Origin of the sequence: Paenibacillus sp. FSL H7-0737 (genome assembly GCF_000758545.1) — a bacterium.
Taxonomy (GTDB): Bacteria; Bacillota; Bacilli; order Paenibacillales; family Paenibacillaceae; genus Paenibacillus_AQ.
In genome coordinates, this window is record NZ_CP009279.1 from 1,282,808 (window position 1) to 1,306,826 (window position 24,019).

The 24,019-nt window shown below is 45.2% G+C and carries 21 protein-coding genes; 16 read left to right on the forward strand and 5 right to left on the reverse strand.

What is annotated here, in order from left to right:
• The first annotated feature begins 5 nt into the window (after positions 1–5).
• The 8 genes from H70737_RS30150 (at position 6) to H70737_RS05620 (ending at position 8,230) form a co-directional block, all read left to right on the forward strand.
• Positions 6–179 (forward strand): aspartyl-phosphate phosphatase Spo0E family protein, encoded by a 174-nt coding sequence (locus tag H70737_RS30150; protein ID WP_076284026.1) that lies wholly within the window; start codon positions 6–8, stop codon positions 177–179.
• A gap of 234 nt (positions 180–413) precedes the next feature.
• Positions 414–1,499, forward strand: coding sequence for a LolA family protein (locus H70737_RS05590; protein WP_042185477.1), 1,086 nt, complete (start codon positions 414–416; stop codon positions 1,497–1,499).
• 216 nt (positions 1,500–1,715) lie between these two features.
• Positions 1,716–2,897: an alanine racemase gene (gene alr / locus H70737_RS05595; RefSeq protein ID WP_042185478.1), complete on the forward strand. Its 1,182-nt coding sequence runs from the start codon at positions 1,716–1,718 to the stop codon at positions 2,895–2,897.
• A 214-nt stretch (positions 2,898–3,111) separates the two neighbouring features.
• Positions 3,112–3,393, forward strand: a complete 282-nt coding sequence (locus H70737_RS05600) for a CopG family ribbon-helix-helix protein (protein WP_025698676.1) — start codon at positions 3,112–3,114, stop codon at positions 3,391–3,393.
• Positions 3,394–3,396: 3 nt separating this feature from the next.
• Positions 3,397–3,747, forward strand: coding sequence for a type II toxin-antitoxin system PemK/MazF family toxin (locus H70737_RS05605; protein WP_042124727.1), 351 nt, complete (start codon positions 3,397–3,399; stop codon positions 3,745–3,747).
• 156 nt (positions 3,748–3,903) lie between these two features.
• Positions 3,904–4,512 carry a TetR/AcrR family transcriptional regulator gene (locus tag H70737_RS05610; protein ID WP_052404177.1) on the forward strand — a complete coding sequence of 203 codons (609 nt, stop codon included), beginning with the start codon at positions 3,904–3,906 and terminating at the stop codon, positions 4,510–4,512.
• Positions 4,513–4,683: 171 nt separating this feature from the next.
• Positions 4,684–5,883, forward strand: coding sequence for an MFS transporter (locus H70737_RS05615; protein ID WP_042185479.1), 1,200 nt, complete (start codon positions 4,684–4,686; stop codon positions 5,881–5,883).
• Between the two features lie 118 nt (positions 5,884–6,001).
• The gene (locus H70737_RS05620) at positions 6,002–8,230 is read left to right on the forward strand and encodes a Tex family protein (protein ID WP_042185480.1); all 2,229 of its coding nucleotides are present in this window, start codon (positions 6,002–6,004) and stop codon (positions 8,228–8,230) included.
• Between the two features lie 92 nt (positions 8,231–8,322).
• Here H70737_RS05620 and H70737_RS05625 read toward each other — a convergent pair whose 3' ends face one another.
• Both H70737_RS05625 and H70737_RS05630 read right to left on the reverse strand, forming a co-directional pair.
• Positions 8,323–9,780, reverse strand: coding sequence for a methyl-accepting chemotaxis protein (locus H70737_RS05625; protein ID WP_042185481.1), 1,458 nt, complete (start codon positions 9,778–9,780; stop codon positions 8,323–8,325).
• Between the two features lie 180 nt (positions 9,781–9,960).
• Entirely contained in the window at positions 9,961–10,722 is a 762-nt protein-coding gene (locus H70737_RS05630; protein ID WP_042185482.1) for a DeoR/GlpR family DNA-binding transcription regulator, read from the reverse strand.
• A gap of 209 nt (positions 10,723–10,931) precedes the next feature.
• Between H70737_RS05630 and H70737_RS05635 the strand changes: the two genes are divergently transcribed.
• Genes H70737_RS05635 through pbfA form a run of 6 tightly spaced genes read left to right on the forward strand, consistent with a single transcriptional unit; the run spans position 10,932 to position 17,626 of the window.
• On the forward strand, positions 10,932–11,684 hold the full coding sequence (locus H70737_RS05635; RefSeq protein WP_042124736.1) for an ABC transporter ATP-binding protein: 753 nt from the start codon (positions 10,932–10,934) through the stop codon (positions 11,682–11,684).
• On the forward strand, positions 11,677–13,296 hold the full coding sequence (locus H70737_RS05640; RefSeq protein ID WP_042185483.1) for an ABC transporter permease subunit: 1,620 nt from the start codon (positions 11,677–11,679) through the stop codon (positions 13,294–13,296). The genes H70737_RS05635 and H70737_RS05640 overlap by 8 nt, the downstream gene beginning before the upstream one ends.
• 48 nt (positions 13,297–13,344) lie before the next feature.
• Positions 13,345–14,346, forward strand: a complete 1,002-nt coding sequence (locus tag H70737_RS05645; protein WP_042185484.1) for an extracellular solute-binding protein — start codon at positions 13,345–13,347, stop codon at positions 14,344–14,346.
• A gap of 28 nt (positions 14,347–14,374) precedes the next feature.
• Positions 14,375–15,469: a 2-aminoethylphosphonate--pyruvate transaminase gene (phnW, locus tag H70737_RS05650; protein ID WP_042185485.1), complete on the forward strand. Its 1,095-nt coding sequence runs from the start codon at positions 14,375–14,377 to the stop codon at positions 15,467–15,469.
• On the forward strand, positions 15,466–16,281 hold the full coding sequence (phnX, locus tag H70737_RS05655) for a phosphonoacetaldehyde hydrolase (protein WP_042185486.1): 816 nt from the start codon (positions 15,466–15,468) through the stop codon (positions 16,279–16,281). Before phnW ends, phnX begins: the two co-directional genes overlap by 4 nt.
• Entirely contained in the window at positions 16,271–17,626 is a 1,356-nt protein-coding gene (gene pbfA, locus H70737_RS05660) for a (R)-1-hydroxy-2-aminoethylphosphonate ammonia-lyase (RefSeq protein WP_042185487.1), read from the forward strand. The genes phnX and pbfA overlap by 11 nt, the downstream gene beginning before the upstream one ends.
• 282 nt (positions 17,627–17,908) lie before the next feature.
• Here pbfA and H70737_RS05665 read toward each other — a convergent pair whose 3' ends face one another.
• Positions 17,909–18,964: a UvrB/UvrC motif-containing protein gene (locus tag H70737_RS05665; RefSeq protein WP_231573391.1), complete on the reverse strand. Its 1,056-nt coding sequence runs from the start codon at positions 18,962–18,964 to the stop codon at positions 17,909–17,911.
• 169 nt (positions 18,965–19,133) lie between these two features.
• Here H70737_RS05665 and H70737_RS05670 point away from each other — a divergent pair, with 169 nt between their 5' ends.
• Positions 19,134–19,880 (forward strand): hypothetical protein, encoded by a 747-nt coding sequence (locus H70737_RS05670; RefSeq protein WP_052404178.1) that lies wholly within the window; start codon positions 19,134–19,136, stop codon positions 19,878–19,880.
• Positions 19,881–20,020: 140 nt separating this feature from the next.
• On the opposite strand, the gene H70737_RS05675 is transcribed toward H70737_RS05670, so the two are convergent.
• Entirely contained in the window at positions 20,021–20,983 is a 963-nt protein-coding gene (locus tag H70737_RS05675) for an S-layer homology domain-containing protein (protein WP_042185491.1), read from the reverse strand.
• An 86-nt stretch (positions 20,984–21,069) separates the two neighbouring features.
• Entirely contained in the window at positions 21,070–21,861 is a 792-nt protein-coding gene (locus H70737_RS05680) for an SDR family oxidoreductase (protein WP_042185493.1), read from the reverse strand.
• A gap of 176 nt (positions 21,862–22,037) precedes the next feature.
• Here H70737_RS05680 and H70737_RS05685 point away from each other — a divergent pair, with 176 nt between their 5' ends.
• Positions 22,038–24,017: a GTP-binding protein gene (locus H70737_RS05685; RefSeq protein WP_042185495.1), complete on the forward strand. Its 1,980-nt coding sequence runs from the start codon at positions 22,038–22,040 to the stop codon at positions 24,015–24,017.
• Positions 24,018–24,019 lie beyond the last annotated feature (2 nt).

Here is a 24,019-nt window from a genome sequence, read left to right on the forward strand (position 1 = left end):
GTGTAATGAATAATCCAGAAATTATCCAAAAGAGAATAGAGGGTGCTAGAGCCAAACTTTATTTAATGGAAAGGGAATACGGTGGATTGTTACATCCAAATGTGATCAGACAGTCGATGAGGTTGGATGAATTAATCAATCAGTACAATAAAGCAATACATAGTGATAATGAGAGTTGAAACAAGAAACTGATCGTATAATTTTCTCTCTATTCAAAAGATAAGACCTACATAATGTTATTACATTTCTGTATAAAACATAAAGCCAGCGCTATGCGTGGGCTTTTTTTGTTTGTATGTTCCTGAAAAATAAATCTAACTCCCAGCTTGTCATGCCCGTCTGCATATTGCGGCCAAGTCCCTCATAGACATGTACTAATCAATGCATTCAAAACAGGTTAAGGGGATGATGTCATGCGCCGGACAATATGGGTACTCGCGATCATTATGAGCGTGGCCCTGGTGATGACGGGGTGCGGGAAGAAGGATGCCGCTTCCGTGGTCAAGGATTTGAACAATGTGGCCGACAAGTTGGAGAGTAAGCAGGGAACGTACCAAGCTTCAGGCATTATGACCCTATTCACCGGCGAGCAGCCGCAGGAGTATAAGGTAGAGGTATGGTACAAGAACCCTTCTTATTACCGGATCAGCTTGGCGAATGTACAGAAGGATATTACGCAGATCGTGCTTCGTAATGATGAGGGAGTGTTCGTACTTACACCAAGTATGAATAAGAGCTTCCGCTTCCAGAGTGATTGGCCGGACAATCAAGGCCAGGTTTATTTGTATCAGACACTAGTTCGGGGCATCGTCTCAGATAACAATCGTCAATTTGTGGAAGATGGAAATAACTATGTGTTTGAGGTAGCTGCGAATTATCAGAGCAATGCCCTTGTGCGGCAGAAGATTTGGCTGGATAAAAAGACTTATGAGCCTAAACAGGTTCAAGTCTCTGATTCTGAAGCCAAGGTAGTTGTAGACGTGAAGTTTGACACCTTTAAATTCGATACAGATTTCACTAAGGATTCCTTTGATATGCAAAAGAATATGACTACAGGTGCTGCTTCAGAAAGTACAGTAGCTCAGGTTGACGAAAATGGAAATCCGGTTGTAGTTCCTGAGGGTCAGGAGCAAGAGGGGCAACCTGTCGCTGCTGAGCTGGGTGACTTTGGTATTATCGAACCGGGGTACGTTCCGGCAGGTGTCGAGTTGAAGGACTCCCATAAAATGGAGGGGAACAAGGATCATGCTGTTCTCATCCGGTATGATGGGGTTTATCAATACACCATTATGGAAGCCCGTCCATTGGACCGTGCAGTAGCATTGGCTCCTGGAACGCTGATAGATCTTGGTTTTACCGCAGGACTTCTGAGTGGTGATGAGCAGCAGACTTTGACTTGGATGTCTGAGGGTATAGAATATCGAATTACAAGTGCTAATCTTCCTGTTAACGAAATGATGCAAATTGCCGCTTCTATGGAGGCACAATCGGGTAAATAATATAAAGTAGGCGGATACTGCGTTTTGTGGGATTCTTTCCTCTACAACGTAGTATCCGCCTTTCTATATTTGCCAGCGCTCCAGCCGCTTTGAACTGAAGCGAAAAGATAACTGAGCTCACATTGACAGCCACCTTCCGTAGCATTACCATGAGTACTAAGACAATGATCATTACAGCTATGACGTTTTACTACAACGTAAGAAGGTGACTTTGAAGTGCAAGCAAGCTATCGACCGACAGTAGCCGAAATTAATCTGGATGATTTGCGTGCCAATTACGAAGCCTTTCGCCGCTACTTGCCGGCAGAGACAAAGTTTATGGGATGCGTCAAAGGAAATGCGTACGGCCATGGAGCAGTGGAAGTAACACGGGAACTGGAAAGACTCGGAGCAGATTATGTTAGTGTGGCTTTTTTGGATGAAGCATTGGAGCTGCGTCAGGCGGGAATACTGATTCCTATACTGGTGCTTGGCTACACTTCTCCAGAAGGAATAGCCGTTGCCTGGGAGAACCATGTAACTGTAACACTGTTCACACCGGAAGTATTAGAGGCTGTTAGACAGCTTCCTATAGATCCGGAACATCGGCTGAAGGTGCATATCAAGATTGATAGCGGGATGGGGCGACTGGGTCTTTTACCAGATGACGCACCCGCATTTATCTCTGAAGTGCAGTCTGTTGCGCAGGCGGAGCTGGAGGGTATGTTTACCCATTTTGCCAAGGCAGACGAACTAGACAAAAGCTATACACTGGAACAGCATCGACGGTTCATGAGCGTGGCGGAAACGCTGCGGGAGCAGAACATTCAGATCCCGATCATACATACGGGCAATAGCGCTACGGCCATTGATTCACCTTATTTATCCAGCAACATGGTGCGGGTAGGCATCAGCTTGTACGGATTTTATCCCTCAACTGAGGTAAACCGTCAGCTGGTAGAACTACATCCGGTAATGACGCTGAAGACGCAGGTTGTATATGTGAAGAGCCTGCCTTCTCATTGGGGCGTCAGCTACGGCACTCGGTACTTCACAGACAGCGAGGAGATTATCGCAACGTTACCTGTGGGGTACGCAGATGGATATTCCCGCATGCTAACTGGCAAAGCGGAGGTGTTAATACGTGGACGCCGCGTTCCTGTCGTCGGAACAATCTGCATGGATCAGTGTATGGTATCACTCAAATCTTTCGCTGAAGAAGCGGAACAAATTAAAGCAGGCGAAGAAGTTGTACTCATCGGCCGTCAAGCTGACGTGATGGTCACGGCAGACGAGTTGGCTCTCCATCTTGGAACGATTCACTACGAGGTAATTTGCATGCTGGCTCATCGGGTGCCGCGCGTTTATATCCGTGAAGGCACACTTCCTAAATTAGTAAATGCTCTGTTACAATCTTAAAGTTCTTGACAGTGATGTTATTCAAGGGAGAAAATAGAAGGAATTGTATCGTTTTAGGAGATATGACTAAAAGCCTATACGAACCGCCATTTCTAGTTTATAATGGGATGCAGCATACTTGATATACTGGCGGCATATATTCCTTGTATAAAATTCCTTGTATATTGCAACACTGGAACACAAGGGCAGAAGGTTTGTGGGGGTGGAAGAGAAGGTGGCCAATTTGCAGAACACCAAAAGAATCATGATCAGCTTGCCCGATCATCTCTTGCAGGAAGTGGACGGAATTGTTCAATTGGAGAATTCCAACCGGAGTGAATTGATTAGGCAGGCCATGAAGCTGTATTTGAGCGAACGGAGGAAACGTTCTATCCGGGAGTCCATGCAGCGCGGCTACATGGAAATGGCTAAGATCAACTTGACCATGGCATGCGAGGCGTTCCTCGCGGAGGAAGATGCAGACAGCACTCTTGGCCGCTTAGTAAGCGGGGTGTAGACATTGATCGTTAAACGTGGCGATGTTTTTTTTGCTGATCTTTCGCCGGTTGTAGGTTCTGAGCAAGGCGGAGTAAGGCCAGTACTGGTAATCCAGAATGATATTGGCAATCGCTTTAGCCCGACGGTAATTGTGGCCGCAATCACGGCCCAAATCCAGAAGGCTAAATTACCTACGCATGTGGAAATTGACGCAGCAGCTCATGGCTTTGACAGAGACTCTGTTATACTGCTGGAGCAGGTTAGGACGATTGACAAACAACGCTTAACTGACAAGATCACCCACCTTGATGATGAGACTATGAAGAAGGTGGATGATTCGCTGCAAATCAGCCTCGGACTGATTGATTTTTAATCACCCAGGGTTATAGATAATCCATGAGATAGGCGCTCGGGTACGAATCCGGGCGTCTTTTGATGTGCATTTTTACGAACTCATGGTAAAAAAGGATTAGGGGTTCACTTTTACAAAATGATCTGATAGTATTAGACCGTACGGTCGGTTTAGGAGGTGCTTAGAATCAGAGGACGTTCAGACGGAGAAGAAACAAAGAAACGAATTGTACTTAAAGCCACACAGCTGTTTGTTCAGAAGGGGTATGCAGCTGTAACCATGAATGAAGTTTGCGTAGCCTCGAATGTTAGTAAGGGCAGCTTATATCATCATTTTCCGAGCAAGGATGAACTTTTTCTATATGTGGTAGAAGAGGATACCGCGCAGTGGTTACAGGCGTGGGAAGATAAGAAGAATGAAATTGTTGGTGTTCAGGAGCGTTTATATGCTTTAGCCGAGCACTATGCAAATGATTTTCAGAATCCGTTGATTCGGGCGCTTGAGGAATTCTCAAGAAGCAGAGTTCATCCGGAGGATATCACTAAGCGTCTTGCTCATTTATATGAGGCTGCCTCGCATGCGTGTCGTGATCTTCTGAAGGAAGGCATGGACACGGGGTATTTTATTAAGGGTGATTTAGAGGATTATGTGATTATTGTAAATGGTATGCTCGAAGGGATCGGAAGAGCTGCTGAATGTTCTATTCCTGAAAAGACTCCGGATGATATAAAAAAATATTACCGGGAATCAGTACGATTGTTATTACAAGGGATATATACGGGGTAAGATATAATGGGGCTTGAAAGGAGCTTTACATTCAGGAATCAAGAAGGCTGAAGCTTCTTAAAGGCACCGGATTAGAAGGATTATTTTTTTGCTATAATTTAGACCGGATGGTCGGTCTCTACAGGGGAACTATTTGAAGACTTGGCTTTAGAAACTACGGAGGTTAACACAATGTCATTACTACTTAGAAACAGGGGCGCTATGCTACTTGTTATGCTTAATATTTTTCTTGCTTTTACAGGGATCGGACTTGTAGTCCCTATCATGCCTACTTACATGAATGAACTTGGGATCACAGGAAGTACCGTTGGGCTGTTAGTGGCTTCATTCTCCCTTGCCCAATTAGTAGTATCGCCATTCGCGGGCAGGTTATCCGACAGAATTGGCCGGAAAAAAGTGATCGTTGCGGGTCTGATCGTGTTTGCTTTTTCAGAGCTGCTCTTTGGTCTGGCGAATGTGTCCTGGCTCTTGTTCGTTTCAAGACTGCTCGGTGGTGTAGGCGCTGCGTTAATTATGCCAGCAGTTATGGCTTATGTAGCGGACACGACTTCTTTTGAAGAGAGAGCGAAAGGCATGGGGCTTATTAATGCAGCCATTACTACCGGATTTATTATCGGTCCAGGGATTGGCGGTTATCTTGCTGAGCTTGGCATGCGGGTACCCTTTTTCTGTGCGGCTGGTGCGGCTGGGATCGCAGCTCTAATCACAGTTTTGATCTTGCCTGAGTCTCTGTCTGTAGAGAAACGGATGGAAGCGAAGCTATCTAAAAATAATCAGGAGAGCTTCTTCACGCAATTGATGCGTTCTTATCGTGAACCTTACTTTTTCGGGTTAATTATTGTATTTGTTATGGCTTTTGGATTGGCTAACTATGAAACGGTATTCGGATTGTTCGTGGACCATAAATTTGGCTTTACCCCTAAAGATATTGCTTTTGTGATTACCTTTGGCTCAATCGCCGGTGCTGTGGTGCAGGTATCCGCGTTTGGCTGGATTCTGAATAAATTCGGCGAGAATAAGGTAATCTCCACTTGCCTTATAACTGCTGCAATGTTTATTCTGTTGACGCTGTTTGTAAGTGGCTTCTGGGCGATTTGTGCGATTACCTTTGTCGTATTCTTGGCTATGGATATTCTTCGACCAGCGGTAGGCACCCAGTTATCCAAGATGGCGGGGGAAACGCAGCAAGGCTTCGTAGCAGGAATGAACTCTGCTTATACGAGTCTTGGAAATATCGCAGGGCCTATCGTTGCAGGGTATCTTTTTGATCTAAGTATTAACTTTCCATATGTGGCAGCGGCGTTTGTTCTAGCAGTATGCTTTATGTTGTCACTTAGTTCTGGAAAAAGGGGAATGGGACAACGCGCGTAAACTACCCAATCTACCTCCTCTCTAGGCTGGACTTTGGAACAGAGCCGATCTGTGATACTATTTTAGTTATGAGAACAAGAATTGTATAAGCAGATTGTGTACGGGAAGAGGGATACTAATGACGGTAGATAACAGCAATACGGGAGTCATTACGGATGAGGCGGCCGCACAGCGGGAGCAGGAATTGATTACTGTAGCGATTGCCAAGGAATTGAACATTAGCCTAAAGCAGGTGCGTACAACGGTTGGACTGCTGGATGAGGGGAATACGATTCCGTTCATCGCCAGATACCGGAAAGAAATGACGGGTGAGCTGGACGAGAATGCGCTGCGTGATATTGAAGAGCGCCTGGCTTATCTTCGCAATTTGGGCGAACGTAAGAAAGACGTTATCCGCAATATTGAAGAGCAGGGCAAGCTGACGAAGGAACTTCATGAACAAATCACCAATGCGGTCAAGCTGCAGGAAGTGGAGGACTTGTACCGTCCTTTCCGTCAGAAGCGTAAGACTCGTGCTAGTGTCGCGAAGGAAAAAGGCTTAGAGCCGCTTGCGAACTGGATTATGGAGCAGCAGAGACATGGGGATCCACAAACCGAGGCTGTGAAATATATAGATGCTGAAAAAGGAGTGGAGACCGCAGATCAAGCGCTTCAAGGCGCACTGGATATCATCGCCGAGAACATTGCAGATGATCCTGCGATCCGCTCTTGGGTTCGGCAATATACGGCAAGTCAGGGGATCCTTGTGTCTGAAGCTAAGGATGCAGAGCAGGAATCCGTATACGAGAACTACTATAGCTATCGTGAGCCTGTACACAAAATGCCGCCTCACCGTATACTCGCTATTAACCGCGGTGAACGTGAGAATATATTAAAGGTAGGCATTGAGGTTATCACTGACAAAATTCATGCCTACATTGCGCGGAAGATTATTAAAGGGCCATCCCCAGTGAAGGAACTGCTAGAAGCAGTAACTGAGGATGCCTATAAGCGTCTGATTGCTCCTTCTGTGGAGCGTGAAGTTCGTGGGGAGATGACCGAACGGGGTGAGAACCAAGCGATTTCGATCTTCTCTGGTAATCTACGTAGCCTACTGCTGCAGCCGCCAGTTAAGGGGCGCTGTGTGCTGGGTGTTGACCCTGCCTATCGTACCGGCTGTAAGCTGGCCGTCGTAGACGATACTGGTAAGCTGCTTGAAGTAGCCGTGACCTATCCAACACCACCGAACAACAAGAAGGTTGAAGCTGCTGCTAAGTTTAAAGAACTAATCGCTAAATATGGCATTCAGCTCATCGTGATCGGAAATGGGACAGGCTCTCGTGAGACCGAGCAATTTACGGCAGAAGTGATCGCCGAAATTGGCGATCCAGAGCTGGCTTACCTGATCGTTAATGAGGCTGGTGCGAGTGTTTATTCTGCTTCCAAGCTGGCGCAGGAGGAGTTCCCGGATCTGGATGTAGCAGAGCGTAGTGCAGCTTCTATCGCCCGCCGTGTGCAGGACCCGCTGGCGGAGCTGGTGAAGATCGATCCGAAAGCTATCGGCGTCGGGCAGTATCAGCATGACGTCTCCCAGAAGCATCTGGAAGAGAGTCTTAAGGCTGTCGTAGAATCGGCGGTTAACCATGTGGGCGTGGATGTAAATACGGCATCTCCTGCCTTGCTCTCTTATGTGGCTGGCGTTAACGGTACAATTGCTAAAAATATCGTTAAATATCGTGAAGAGAACGGTAAGTTCACGACTCGGAAGCAGCTGCAAAAGGTCCCTCGTCTGGGTGCGAAGTCCTATGAGCAATGTATCGGCTTCCTGCGGATTCCAGGTGGAGACAACACCTTGGATCGCACACCTATTCACCCCGAGTCATATCCCGTGGTGGATCGCTTGTTCCGCGAGCTAAGCCTCGATGTAAATAAGCTTGGCAGCAAAGAAGTGGCTTCACAGCTGGAGGCACAAAATGCCGAGGAGCTGGCTGTGAAGCTGGATGTCGGCGTGCCAACGCTTCGCGACATCCTAGAGAGCTTGCAGCGTCCGGGCCGCGATCCGCGCGAGGAGCTGCCGTTGCCGATCTTCCGCACCGACGTGCTGAAGATCGAGGATCTGGTTCCCGGCATGGAAATGCAGGGAACCGTCCGCAACGTGATCGATTTCGGCGCATTCGTCGATATCGGGATCAAGAACGATGGGCTGGTGCATATATCCCAGCTCAGCGGCAGCTTTGTGAAGCACCCGATGGATGTTGTCTCCGTAGGAGATAATGTCACCGTCTGGGTGATGGGTGTTGACCTGAAGAAGGGCCGGGTCAGCCTGACCATGCGTCCGCCGCGTGTTGAGGCAGGAAGTCTTAGCTAAAGTGAACTAAGTGAACAAAGAAAGCCATCTACTTCGTGAGGAGTAGATGGCTTTTTCTTTTGACTGAATGGTATTGAAACAAACAGCTGTATCTATGAAGATCTCGTTAAATTGTCTAACTTAATAGCTAACTCATTTAGATTGCTGATGCTAATCACCGTTTCAGAAACATGTTGTTGCTGGACCTCAGCGCTAGCGAGGACTTGTTCAATAGCTGCGGTATTCTCTTCGGTAATTGCAGCCACTGAATTAACTTCGCCGAGTACAAGGGTGGATGCATGCCGGATATGATCGCTCCTATCCTTCAGGTCTTCGGCTTGTTCAAGCACCTGGTGTGTATTATTTCGAATGCCCTCGAATAATCGAGCGATATCATCAGTGGAATTTTTTCCTGATTCTACAACTAGCAACCCGTTAGAAACCATATCGCCAACCTGGGCAATATTATTTTGAATGCTTCTGAGAATCCGGGCAATGTCCGCCGATGCATTGTGGGAGCTCTGTGCCAATTTTCGGATTTCATTGGATACGACTGCGAAACCTTTGCCGTGTTCCCCCGCATGAGCGGCTTCAATGGAAGCATTTAGCGACAAAAGATTCGTCTGCTCAGCAATTCCTACGATGCTGGAAACAATCGATTCAATCTTCTGATTTTCTTCATTCATTTGTGTCATCAAGCCAGCAGTACTCGTTACGATATCCGTAACTTCAGACATAGTTCCAGTTAAGCGAATGATTTCATCTTGCCCCTCTTGCGTAATTTGATCCGTTTCACGGCTTCTATTGCTCATGGAGACGGAGGCAGCATTTGCCTGCATAGCTGATTCGTTTAACTGCTGCATAGCATTTGAGATTTCGCTAACACTTTGTGCTTGTGATTCTACTCCACTAGCTATCTCTTGGAAGGCGGTTACGACTTCTTTGGAAATTCGATCTGTTGTCAGTACGTTGTTATGCATTAGGTTACTAGATTGACTCAGAACTCCTACGGATTCAGTAACACCTGTAAGGATGGTTTCCATTTCCGCTCTGGCACGTTCAGCTTCGTTTCTGCTCTTAGACATATTTTTGAACATTTTCGCACCAATCTGACTCTGATAGATCAGAACCAGTATCATCATGATGAGAAAAACGTTAACACTTAAGGCGTCAACGGATTCGAAAGCGGGTTTGGTCATCAGAAAATAGTTGAGTAAGATACAAGCTATCACACCATTAAGGAGTAATGGGCGATAGTTGTGATAGAGGGATACGATGCCTAGACCCCAGTATAGAATTAACGTACTAATGATATTTGCCCCTGCATCGATGTAGAAGTATGTAATGATATTAAAGCCAATAGCTGTTATGTACATAATATAGGGTGTAGCCACACGTTTCCAAATTAGTACCGTACACAATAATCCAAGGGGTACCGCTGCTGATATAATCGCCATGATTGTTTGTGGAAATCTGTAAAGCGAAATTGAACCGAACAACAAACAGCCCCAAAACAAGTAAATAATTAATTTGTTTCTCTGGTGTAATTCGGACATCTGATTCAAGGGCATATTCACACTCCATAATGTAATAGTACTTCTGATTTTTAAGTTTAAGAGATTCACGAAATGATGTCTATGATGTTAAGGTAAGTGTCTGCGATCCTTAAAAAAACACGAAAAAAACCTCCCTTAGGTAAAATGGAAGTACCACACAACCATTCAGATCCGAGAGAGGTTTCTTTTGTAATATTATTCCGCAATTATCAAGCTCGTGCGTTTGGTTTTAAACTTCTGGAGGAAGCTTCGATCTATATTACGGTCGGTAATAATGTATCCAATTTTATCGAGTGAGGCGATGCCGATGGTCACATCTTTCCCGAATTTAGTATGGTCAGCAGCAACATAAACTTCTTTGGAGAGATCGATAATTTTTTTGCGCGTTTGCGCTTCCTCCAGGTTATAGTCGGAGATGCCTTTTTCAAGGGTAATGCCGCTTGCGCAAATAAAAGCCTTAAGGATATTTAATTCACTGAAATTAAATAGATAATCATATGCAATGACAGACTGCTCATTTAGTCGGACCTTTCCGCCAATGATAATAAGCTCAACCGCACTGTTCATCAGCTCGTTTACCACAGGAATGGAGTTCGTAATGACCGTGAGATTCTTTTTATTCTTGATATATTTGGCGATCTGATAGGTGGTAGAGCCGCTGTCCAGATAGATGCAATCCCCATCGTTGATATATTCGCTGCACTTTTGGGCGATCATTTTCTTTTCCTCTAAGTGACCGACCATCCGCGCATCCATTGGAGATTCAGCAAACTCCGATTCCACCAGTTTAATTCCACCATAAATCTTCTTGATCTTCCCTTGCTTGTCCAGCAGGTTGATATCTCTGCGAAGGGTATCGATAGAAATATTAAGCTCTTCTGCTAGCTCCGGCAGCTTCTGAACCTTTTTGAACATTAAGATTTCTATGATTTTCTTTTGTCTTTCCAGTGGAAACATGTAATCACCCATTCAAAGTTTATATCGCTTTCGATAGTTGAAGTATAAAGGGATTAATATAGGGTAGCAACTACTCCTTTCTAAGTTAGTCATGATATACTTATAATATACTCACAACTTATTTATAATTTACATACATTTTACGTAACTGTTTATCCTCAAAAACAAAACCTTTTTATACTGAGGTTGTACTTGAGGAGGTGGAACCTTTGCTTAAATTACAAAACATAAGCAAGCATTACGATAACAAGGTTGTTCTAGAGGATATTAGTCTAGACATCCAAGCAGGGGAAATTGTCTCCTTACTCGGCCCCAGCGGGAGTGGCAAAACCACTTTGCTAAACATCATCTTGGGATTGGCTAAGATGGAGCAGGGGCAAATCATTTTTAATGATCAAGATTTAAGCAATGTACCCATGAAGAAACGCGGATTTAATATAGTGTTCCAGGATTATGCGCTCTTCCCCAACCTTAATGCTTACGAAAATATCGTTTATGGTCTGAAAAATAAAAAGGGATTAACGTCGGAGCATGAGGTTCAGGAGTATATCGAGTTTCTGGAATTAAAGCCGCATTTAACGAAGAAGATCGGCGCTCTATCGGGTGGACAGAAGCAAAGGGTGGCTTTGGCAAGAACGCTCGTAATGAAGCCCAAATTATTACTGCTTGATGAACCTCTAAGCGCACTGGATGGAATCATCAAGGAATCTATTAAAGCTCGGATTAAATCCATCGCCAGAGAATACAAGCTTACGACGATTATCGTCACCCATGACCCGGAAGAGGCGTTAACCCTGTCGGATAAAATTCTCATCATTAATCAAGGTCATATTGCCCAATTTGGAACACCTCAAGAGATCATTCAACAACCTAGCAATGATTTTGTAAAAGAATTTATTTTAGGGCAACTGCAAGTGAAACGGGAAAATATCTATAACCTGTTCGGTGAACATTATGCCTAAAGCTAAACCGGAAATGCGGATCATTTTTATCCCAATCGTATTGTTATTTATCGTGTTTCTGATCTTACCACTGGTAGTTTTATTTATCCGCTCGTTTGAAACGGGCCAAGGCTATTCGGTATCCAATTATCTCACCATTTTGAAAGATCAAGAGATTCGAGAGTCCATCGGAAATAGTATGAAGGTCTCCGGTGTTACGGCACTCATCACGACGGTTCTAGCTTTTATCCTAGCCTATTCTATCCACTGTACAAGAATCTATCGCCCGTTAAAAAGCATCATTAGAACTGGAATTCTGATTCCTATGCTGCTGCCTACGATTACTTACGGGTTTGCGATAATGTACTCTTTTGGCAACCAGGGATTGATTACTAAAATCTTCGGACGGAATTTATTCGAGATTTATGGATTTAATGGTCTGTTGATAGGCTACGTAATTTATACCTTACCTTCTGCTTTCCTGCTGATTCATAATTCGTTCAAGTACATTGATAAAAAGTTCATCGTCGTATCCAAGCTTATGGGGGATGGGACGCTGCGAAGCTTCATGAACACGATCGTTCGGCCTTTGTGGGGCACTTTGGGAGGGGCGTTTGTTCTTTCTTTTATCCTAAGCTTCACGGATTTTGGGATCCCTGCATCGGTGGGGGGGACGTATAACGTGGTTGCTACTCAGCTGTATCAGGTCATGCTTGGGGCTATACCGGATTTCAACAATGGGGCAGTTATTGCTGTACTGATGTTAATACCGGCGGCGTTCGGGGTTGTACTGTTAACGTATCTTGAAAAATTCAACTTCCATTATGACAAGGTGACTGAAATCGAGATGATCCCGAATAAAGGCAGAGATTCGGTTCTTGGACTAATCTCATCCGTGATTCTAATCGGTCTACTAGCTGTATTTGCAGTCATGTTCGTTGCACCACTGATGAATGGCTATCCTTATGATCTTACGTTTACATTCAAGCATTTTGTGGATGTTTTTCAATCAAGCGATTTAATCAATGTATATAAAAATTCCTTGCTCGTAGCAGGACTGACGGCAATCGTAGGTACGATCGTGGCTTATGCTGCGGCTATCATCAATGTGCGAACGCCTATAAAAGGGAAAGCGACTTTTGACATCCTATCGATGGTGACGAACACGGTACCGGGTATGGTCCTTGGTCTGTCGTATCTACTTCTGTTCAATAACAGCAGTCTCAAAGGAACCTTTACGATTCTTGTGCTCTGTACCCTTGTTCATTACTTTACGACTCCTTATTTGATGGCAAAGAACTCTCTGGCGAAAATGAATCCATCGTGGGAGACCACTGCTGAATTATTAGGTGACAGCTGGCTGCAGACGATACGCCGGGTCATTCTACCGAACTCTGCATCCACGGTGATAGAGATGGTCAGCTACTATTTTATCAATGCGATGGTGACCATTAGCGGAATTATCTTTCTAGTGACTGCCCAAACCTCGGTAGTTGCGAGCAAAATAAAAGAGCTGCAGCATTTCGCCAAATTTAATGAGGTGTTTGTCCTATCCATCCTGATCTTTTGCACCAACCTTATCATTAAGCTCCTAGGTGACTATCTCCAGAAACGGCAATCAAACTCTCGTTAGTTAACGATTTTAAATATAAAAAAAACCAGTTAAAGTGAGGGAGAAATTATGTCTAAGAGAATTAAGGGATTCAAAGGAATTATGTTGTCTATCGTAGCTTTGAGTTTGGTGTTCACATTAGCAGGTTGTGGAAATAAAGCAGCGGGTGATGCGAGTAAAGTAGTGATTTTGACCAATGCGGATGAAGAAGCTGTAGCCTCTATGGAGACTGCGCTAAAAGGTGCGGGGTACGAAGGGCAATATCTCTTTCAATCCTTGGGCACTTCTGAGCTGGGTGGAAAGCTGATGGCAGAGGGAGACAAAATTGAGGCTAACCTGATCACGATGAGCTCTTATTTTGTAGAAAGTGCGCAAGAGAAACATGGCATGTTTAAAGATCTATCGTTTACGACTAACGCGCTAGATTCCAATCCAGCGTACTATACGCCGATTTTGGCGAATACCGGTGCTATTTTTGTAAACACAGCGGTGCTTAAAGATAAGGGCTTGGCGATGCCAACGTCCATTAAGGATTTAACAAAACCAGAATTTAAAGGCTTGGTATCTGTTCCGAACATTATGGACTCTTCGACAGGCTGGTTGTTGGTTCAGGCGATTATTTCGCAATACGGGGAAGAAGAAGGTGAAACGGTTCTGCATGATTTAGTTGCTAATGTAGGCCCACATCTGGAAAGCTCCGGCTCCGGTCCGATTAAAAAGGTAAAAGCAGGAGAAGTAGCTGCAGGCTTTGGACTTCGTCATCAGGCAGTATTAGCTAAAGAAGAAGGCGCACCGATTGACTATGTAGATCCAACGGAAGGTAACTTCTCGCTTACAGAATCCGTAGCCGTGGTGAAAAAAGACGATGCAACGACAGAGCTGGCTATGAAAATGGCAGAAACGATTATTAAAGATGCTAGAAAAGACTTAATTACAAATTACCCAGTGGCTCTGTATAAAGATGAAACGGTTAGTGATATCCATAAGCCTGCACACAGTATGAAATTTGTTAAGCCGTTGACTGTGGAACTGCTGGAGCAACATCAACAATTCTTTAAAGAAGCGAAATAAATAAGATTAGAACAAGGAGTGAAGGGCCATGAACAACTATAAATTGCTGACACCCGGTCCATTGACAACTACTAACACGGTCAAAGAGCAAATGCTCTTTGACCGTTGTACTTGGGACCAGGACTATAAGAACATTACACAACAAATCAGATCCAGACTTCTGGATTTGGCAAGGGCAACGAACGATGAATATACGGCAGTTCTCATGCAGGGTAGTGGTACGTTTGCAGTGGAATCTGTGCTGACTACAGCGATTTCAGCGGATGATAAGCTTTTGATTATTACAAACGGTGCCTACGGAGAACGTATTGTGCAAATGGCGCAATATATCGGACTCCATTATCGTGTGTATAGTGCCCTATATAATGAATTCCCCCAAGAGGCAGAGCTTAGAGGGATTCTTAAAGAGGATCCAGCCATTACGCACATTGCGATGGTGCATTGCGAGACGACGACAGGGATTCTTAACCCGCTGGAGATGATCTCACAACTGGCAAAAGCCTACGATAAAACATTAATTATCGACGCGATGAGCAGCTTCGGTGGAATAGAGATTGATGTACCTGGGCTTGAAATTGACTATTTAATCAGCAGCGCCAATAAATGTATTCAGGGTGTTCCGGGATTTGGGTTTGTCATTGCAAAGCTGGATAAGCTGCTCACATGTAAAGGGAATGCACGTAGTCTATCACTTGATCTATACGATCAATGGAAGGCGATGGACGCGGATGGGAAATGGCGCTATACGTCTCCGACCCATGTAGTGGCTGCATTTTCGAAAGCGATTGAAGAACTGATCGAAGAAGGCGGCATTCCTGCAAGGGCAGCGAGATACCAGAATAATAACCGCATACTGAGAGAAAGACTTGCGAGAATAGGAATAGAGGCGTATATCACAGACGATAAGCAGTCTCCTATTATAACCACCTTTCTTTTTCCGAACGAGACATTCAGCTTTGAAGATTTCTATGAATATGTGAAAGAAAAAGGCTACGTCCTCTACCCAGGCAAATTAACGGAGCACGACACCTTCCGGATTGGGAATATTGGTGAGATTTACGAAGAAGATATTCAGAACTTATGTAATATTATCGAAGCATACATGGGAGGAATGACACAATGAATCAAGTTGAAGGCGTAATTCTGGATTGGGCAGGAACAGCGGTTGATTTTGGCTGCTTTGCACCGGTGAATGTGTTCCTTGATATTTTTCGGGAAGCTGGGATTGAAGTTACGATGCAGGAAGCAAGAGCCCCTATGGGGATGCTGAAAATAGATCATATCCGTTCGATGTTATCCATGCCAAGAGTAGGTGCCTTGTGGGAAGGAAAGTATGGCAGAGCTTTTACTGAACAGGATGTAGAGAACCTGTATGCTGAATTTGAACCGGCCCTGATGGCATCCTTATCCGAATATACTGATCCGATTCCGCAGGTTATTGAGACCGTCCAAGTGCTCAGAAGCCAGGGGCTAAAGATTGGTTCGACCACTGGATATACCCAATCCATGATGGATGTTGTAATTCCGAATGCCGCTGGGAAGGGCTATCAACCGGATTATGTAATCACGCCAGATGGAACGCATTCACTGGGAAGACCTTACCCGTATATGATTTATCATAATATGGAAGCTTTAAAGCTATCGGCAGCATGGAAGGTTGTTAAGGTAGGCGATACGATTTCAGACATTCAAGAAGGTGTTAATGCAGGCGTCTGGTCCGTAGGTGTAATCATTGGAAGCTCTGAAATGGGCTTAAGCCAGGAGGAATTTAATGCACTTTCAGACGTGGAGAAGGAAACGGTGATCTCAGCGACACAGACCTCTTTTATTCAAAACGGGGCAGACTTTACGATTCAATCGATGAGTGAGCTGCCTCAGCTGATTGGGCGAATCAATGTACTGATTTCTCAAGGAATCAGACCTTATGCGAGATAATCATGAGCTGAAAAGAGAAGGTGACATCAACTTTAGCCCCTTGCGGACAGAGTGGATGACCCAGTTAAGCGCTGTGAGTATAGATAGGATCGAAGCGGACGAGCGTGCATATATGCGACAATCCATGTCAACGCCATGCTTGAACAGTATCGTAGATGCTGAGGGATGTTATATCACAGATGTGAATGGACACAAATATCTTGATTTTCATGGAAATAGCATTCATCAGATTGGCTATAAGAATCCTTATGTAACTGAAGCTGTGAAAAAACAGCTCGACGAGCTACCGTTCATTCCAAGAAGATTTACGGCAGATATTGCGGTGAAAGCTGCAGAAGCTTTAATCAACAAAACAACCTCAAAGGACTATAAAGTATTATTTACGCCTTCCGGAAGTGCAGCTGTAGGTCTGGCCCTTAAGATTGCTCGCAAATGGACGGGGAAGCATAAGGTCATCTCCATGTGGGAGTCCTTCCATGGCGCGGGGCTGGACACAATCGCTGTCGGAGGAGAATACGTGTTTAAAAAGGACATGGGCCCGCAAATGCCAGGAATGCTGAAAGCCATTCCTTTTAACGCATACCGCAACCTGCTGGGAAGTCATTCCCATGAAGCAGTGGCTACCTTCTGCCTCGACTATCTGGAATATATGATTCAGCATGAGGGAGAGATCGGGGCGATCTTACTTGAGCCTATTCGGGCAACGGATACGCATATCCCGCCTATCTCTTTTTTCACAAGATTAAGAAAAATATGTGATGAATATGGGATTCTGCTGATTTTTGATGAGATTCCTACAGCGCTGATGCGAAGCGGTAGGTTCTACGTCCATCAGAATTTCGATATCGATCCGGATATCCTCGTGCTAGGAAAAGGGTTAGGTGGAGGGGTGATCCCGCAAGCAGCGGTGCTTACCAGAACGCAATATGATTGTGCGGGGGATATTTCTTTGGGGCACTATACCCATGAGAAACCGGCGTTAGGAAGTGCAGCGATCTGTGCCACCATCGATTATATCGATGACTTAAATCTGCAGGAACAATGTATCAGCAGGTCTGAATTTGTAAGAGGGAAGCTTGACACTCTGTCGGCTAAACATCTTTGCATAGGAGATATCCGTATTGCTGGACTACTGATTTCTATTGAACTTGTGAAGTCCAGAGACACCAAAGAGAAGAATGAGGAATTAGCTGAGCGAGTACTGTATTATTGCTTGGAGAAGGGTCTTTCTTTTAAATTGGCTGGAGGAAACTGCATCACTTGGCATCCTCCGCTTATTGTATCTGAAGAGCAATTAAGTTTTGCTGTTAATCTTCTGGATGAAGGATTGTGTAAATATAGTTGAGAGATAGGCAAGCTTCAAAACAGGTTTCTTCCGCTCCGTACATGGGGGGAGAAACCTGTTTTGTCGTTTAAGGAATGAAAGACCTGCTCTTTTTGGGTAAGTTTAGAGTAACAGTTGAGCCAATAGATGAGATGAAGGGGACGGAGGAGGGTTTTGGAACTGGAGGAGTGTTAGTGTCCGTCTTTGTCTTCAGATTTCTACCACGAATACTGGTTTGAAATCAAGAAATCTGAAGACAAGAGCGGGCGGAAGTCCAAACATTCACCGCAGTTACAAGGTAGATTAATTATACGAATGGGCTGGAGTAGCATTTAAAAAGATACGCAACAGCTCGTCCACCGCAGTGTCTAGACGGGAATGATTGTTTGCTGCAAGCCAATCCTCTTGCACGATGATGTAGCTGCAGGAGCTGCTTTTTAAATAGCTGTATATAATTTGTGCTTCGTCAATTTCATGGCGAGTAATTGCTGCCGGGGCCTGGTTAAGTTCACCGCAGAAAGTGTCCATAATCGCTGATGTTATAACGGCTTGCAGGTAGGTAATATCGGGTTGAGCGTATTCGAGCTTAGTATGCGCCAGGATGCGATTTCCTTTGAGCAATATGAGTTTAAGCGTCTGTTCATCCATGGCTTCAAGGATCGCGATATTCTGATTCTCTGCAGCGAATTCGATAACCTTCTCTTTGTGATTCAGGAAGCTGATGGCTCCGATATAATCCCTGTATTTGGCGGCGGTTTCGAAGTCAAATTGCTCTGCAGCTTTAGTCATCTGTTGCTCCATCTCCACAAGGAGGCTGGAATCCGTTCCGTTTAGTAGGGCTATGACTTTATCAATGATTGTATTATATTGAACGGCAGCATCGCCGCCAGCACACATCCCTATGCATAAGCCAAGCGAATGGTTTAGGCATAAAGAATTTTTGGAGCTTGGATTGCTGCAAAGGATTTTTGAGCTTTCCTTGATGCCTTGCACGGCTCTTTCCACGGTACTTCTGCTCGTGTAGGGGCCCCAAATATGGTTACCTTTTTGAACAGTAGGATCATAGGTAATCTCTAACGAATGCATTTTATCATCCGTTCCTATTACGATATACGTATAGGCCTGCGGATTTTTCATTTTTCTATTGTACATGGGCTTTATTTCTTTAATTAATTTGCACTCCAGCATAAAAGCTTCAAATTCGGTATCTGTAAGGATAATATCCAAATCTTTAATATGTCGAACGAGCTGTTTTACCTTTGGGGAATGAGACTTCGAGTTTTGAAAATAGGATTTCACTCTCCGTTTCAGCTGTTTCGCCTTACCCACATATATAATATGGCCAAGGCCATCCTTCATGAGATACACGCCGGGAGTCAGGGGAAGGCTTTTAAGTTTTTCAGTTAAATGAATAGTAACCCCGCCCTCTCATAAGAGTTGTTTGACTGATAGTTTTAGTATAAGCTTGCAACCTTCATTTGTTCAAATCAGTCTAAAGAGCGAGGGATCAAAAACGAGGAGGAATCTTATGTACTTCGCAAGAAATATCGGTGGTTTGGCGCTGATAGCAGCTATGTTATGGCTTACAGCATGCAGAGGAACGCCAGAAGCGGGAACGGAACCGAAGGTGACCCCAGAACAGACGCAAATGCAGATGCCTGAGCAAACGCCAGAGCAGACACAAACTGCACAACCAGCGGCTACTACGGAGCCACTACAGGAGACGGAGCCATCAAGCACGGATCAGCCACTGGATCAGGAGGGACTTCCGCCAACTGTAGAGGAAGCTGCGACGACAGTCATAAGGTCTATTAAAAATAAGGATATGAAGCAATTGGCCGCATGGGTACATTCAGATAAAGGGTTACGTTTTTCTCCATACGCATACGTAGATACGAAGAATGATCTTGTATTCAGCAAGGATGAAGTGGAAGGATTAATGAATGACTCTACCAAAAGAGTCTGGCGAACATTTGCTGGATCGGGTGATTTAATTGAGCTGACATTCGCAGATTACTACATGCGGTTTGTCTACGATGCAGACTTCATTCAGACGGCCGAAATTGCTGTGAACAAGGGGCTTGGGCAAGGTACAACGATCAATAACTTGAACGAAGTGTATCCCAAGGAGCAATATGATTTCGTTGAATATCATATTACTGGCATCGATCCTTCTGTCGAAGGGATGGACTGGCGCAGCCTGCGTCTAGTTTTCGAGAAGATTGGAGAGGATCATGCACTAGTAGGCATTATTCACGATCAATGGACACCCTGAGAAGTAAGAAATTCTTATTAGTCCTTGGGTAGTTTAGAACATGGGGGAGAACCCAAAAAACGAAGGTGCCTCAGTAGCCATTTTACGGCTTTTGGGGCACCTTCGTTTGATTCGTTCCATAAGAATCGAGTCCGGAGCTTTTATTGCGTAGCGCTAGATGTAGATCCGGATACCGATTTAGCGATCGCTTTATATCCCTCTGGCAGATAAGTGACAACAGATGCTTTTGAGATCACCTGTGCGTACATTTTTCCTGGGTCAGGAGCAGTCACATTAAAATAAATCACTGCGGTCTTGTCTTTGCCAAATTCGATTCGCTCAATCACTAGTCCATATCCAGAATGCGGTAAGTTGTTAACGGTCAATGTAGCCTTGTTTACTCCTTCACCCGCTTTGGTTAGTGTAACCTCAGTCTCATAGGTTGGAGTAGTAGGGCTGCCATTAGACACAATTACGCGTTTGGCAAAAGCAGCTGCATCGTAGGTCATTGCGGCTGCTTCCGAACGGGTAATGGCATCATTTGGCCGGAAATTACCGTTCTTATCGAGTGTGGCGATATGTGTATTCAACAGGATCTGGAGACTATTTATAACCTCTGTAGAAAGTTTATCGCCATCCTTAATGTCTACATACATCAGTGTAACCGGGAAGTTACCTTTACTTTGCAGTGCTTGCGTTAATAAGTGAGCGAACTGAGCACGGGTGATGGTTCCGTTAGGATCTACTGTTCGATCAAGTGAAAGACCATTTTGCTTGGCAGTCAGGAAGGCTGAAGCATACCAGGATTTGTCATTCACCTTATCAAAATAATCACTAGCTTTGGATGAGCTGTTACCCGCCTCTGGCTTCGGAGACAGATTCAGACCCCCAACGATGAACTGAATCCCTTGGGCAAAGCTTACTTTAGATTTAGGCGCGAACTTATCTTTGTCTACTCCATTTATAATCCCCTCTTTATGCAGGGAGTTAATTTTTGCTTCCGCAGGATCACCTTTCAAATCCGTAAAAGCAAAAGCGGATGCCCCAAATGACAGGCTTGCTGCTAGAATACCGCAGGCTATCGTCATTGTTTTGACATTACTTATGAATAATGATTTCTTCATTATGCGTCACCTCCATACTCTTAGATGGTAGATTAGACCAAAATGTTGCAGGTAATTTAAAATATTATAAAGATTCAAGTAAAACGTTATCCGCGAAGGAGTGACTCGGCACCATCTACATAGATCTCAGTTCCTGTGACATGGAAAGACTCATCCGAGGCGAGAAATAATACTAGATTGGCTACTTGTTCAGGTTTACCGGGCGCATCTTCCAGAGGATGATTGCCTTTCGGAAATTCTACAGGAATCTTCACTTCTTGAAGATCATCGCTCTTATCCGTATTATCTCCAATTTGAGTGTCGATTGATCCAGGACAGACCGCATTTACGCGGATACCGTATTGCGCCAGCTCTAACGCAGCCATTTTCATAAAAGCGACTTGTCCAGCCTTGGAAGAGGAGTACGCAGCAGCGCCGATGTTCGAGAACACTCGATTTCCGTTAATAGAGCTAGTGATAATGATGCTGCCGCCATTTTCTTTCATATGGGGGATAGCATATTTTACTGTGGCAAAGGTACTGCGTAGGTTGGTATCTAGCGTCTGGTCCCAATCTTCGATTTCTAGTGTTTCGATTGGAGCCCATGTACCATTAATGCCAGCATTCGCAAAAATAATATCAATCTTCCGAGCCTCATCCGCAACCTTACGAATACTTTCTTCGACAAGACCTGGATTGGAAACATCGCATTCGATAACTGTAGCTGTTCCTCCAATGGATTCAATTTCACGTTTAGTTTCATAGGATTCCTCAGGGGTGCGATCAAGCATATATACCTTAGCTCCGTGCTGAGCAAACCTTATGGCTGTAGCTTTTCCAATACCGGACCCTGCGCCTGTGACTACTGCAACTTTATTTTGCAAACGTTGATCTAACATGATGAATTTCCTCCTTGGCGTTAGACTTCTTACTTAGTAATTACATACCCGGCATAGCTGAATTTAACCAATTTAGTAGGAGGGTGGAACAACAAGGAGGGATGTATTACTATGAGACATAAGGATGTGTACAATATAAATTTAGATCAATCTAGCTCATGATAGGGGTACTATAGATGATTCAGCAGCAGGGAGCAGAACGGATTAATGTGGGGATATTTGCCCATGTGGATGCCGGCAAGACAACAACAACAGAGCATATTTTGTATGAAAGCGGTCGCATTCGAGCGCTCGGCAGCGTAGACAGTGGGACAGCATTGACGGATTCTATGGATGTAGAGCGGCAACGAGGAATATCCATTCGGGCGGCATTAGCTTCTTTTGAATGGAAGGGTGTGCAGATCAACCTCGTTGATACACCAGGACACGTCGATTTTCTGTCAGAGGTTGAACGGTCTTTGCGAGTGATGGATTGTGCGGTGCTAATTTTGTCGGCGGTAGAGGGTGTGCAGGCTCAAAGTGAGATGATCTGGAACGCGCTGAGGAAGCTGGGAATACCGACGCTTATTTTTATGAACAAAATGGATCGTGTAGGTGCAGACCCTGAGGCTGTGCTGGCGCAAGCGAGAAATTATTTGTCTAGTGATATCATTCCTGTACAGCAACCCACCGGGAAAGAGCAGGAGTACATAGGCGCAATAGATTTGTGGGGGAGCGATGCCGATCCTGCTGCACAGACTGAATTGTTGGAGGCATTGGCTGAGCGGGATGAAGATCTGCTAGAGACGTATATGTCAGGTAGTTCGATTGATCTTGCAGCTTGGAAAAAATATATGAAGACAGCTTCCGCTTCAGGACGCTTCTTCCCAATGGTTTATGGTGTTGCCGCCAAGGGTCTTGGCATTACTGCATTGCTGGACGCGATGGTTGAGTATTTTCCGCGAGCTGGTGGCAATGTTGAGGGGCCGGTGTCCGGCATTGTCTACAATATTCAGCGTGATAAAAGCATGGGGCGAATGGCGTTTGTCCGCCTTTATGAAGGAACGATCCGTAACCGCGATACGGTAATGAACTACACGCAGAATATTCAGGGAAAAGTGACCCAGATCCGCAAGGTCGAGGGTGGTCGTACTGAGGATGTCGGATCGCTTGAAGCGGGGGATATCGCTGTAATCTATGGTCTTTCAGGGGTACGGATCGGAGATGTACTCGGCCATCCGGAGGCGATTCCGGAGGAAGCGAAGCTGGCTGTACCGCTGCTAACGGTGCGCGTATTCTGGGGAACCGATATGGATGACCATAAGGTTATCGGAGCATTGCAGGAGCTGGCGGATGAAGATCCGCTCTTGGATGCGCAGTGGCTGCAGGATGAGCGAGAGCTGCATATCAAAGTAATGGGACCTATTCAGCTGGAGATTCTGAATAGTGTTCTGGAGGAGCGGTATGCGCTGAAGGTTACCTTCGGTCAGCCTTCTGTTATCTATAAAGAAACGCCAGCCTCTGCTGGGGAAGGCTTTATCGCTTATACGATGCCGAAGCCGTGCTGGGCGATTCTGCGGTTTCAGATTGAGCCCGGACCTCCTGGCAGTGGTTTAGTTTATGATTCGGTAGTGCGGAGTTCCGATCTGCTGCCGCAATATCAGAGCGAGACCGCACGCCGTGTACCAGAAGCCTTGCAACAGGGCTTGTACGGCTGGGAGGTTACCGATCTTAAAGTGACCTTAATCGAGGGACAGCATCATGTATGGCATACCCATCCGCTGGATTTTGCCGTAGCGACTCCTATGGGGATTATGGATGGACTCGCGCGGGTAGGCACTAAACTACTGGAGCCGATTCTTCAGGTTCGCATCGTTGTCCCTGAGGAGAATGGCGGCCGAGTGATGAACGACCTGGTTCAGATGCGCGGCACCTTCGAGCCACCTGTGCTGCAAGGTGAGCGGATGATCATCGAAGGCCGTCTGCCACTGGCAACGTCGCTTGATTATCCTGTTACTTTAAGCTCCTATACGAAGGGGCGTAGCACGTTCACTTCTTTTTTTGCCGGCTATGAAGAATGTCCTCCAGACGTATCCGCTGAGCGCACCCGCCGGGGCGTGAATCCATTAGATCAGGCGAAATATATATTAAGCGTGCGAAAGGCGCTGCAGGGGTGAGA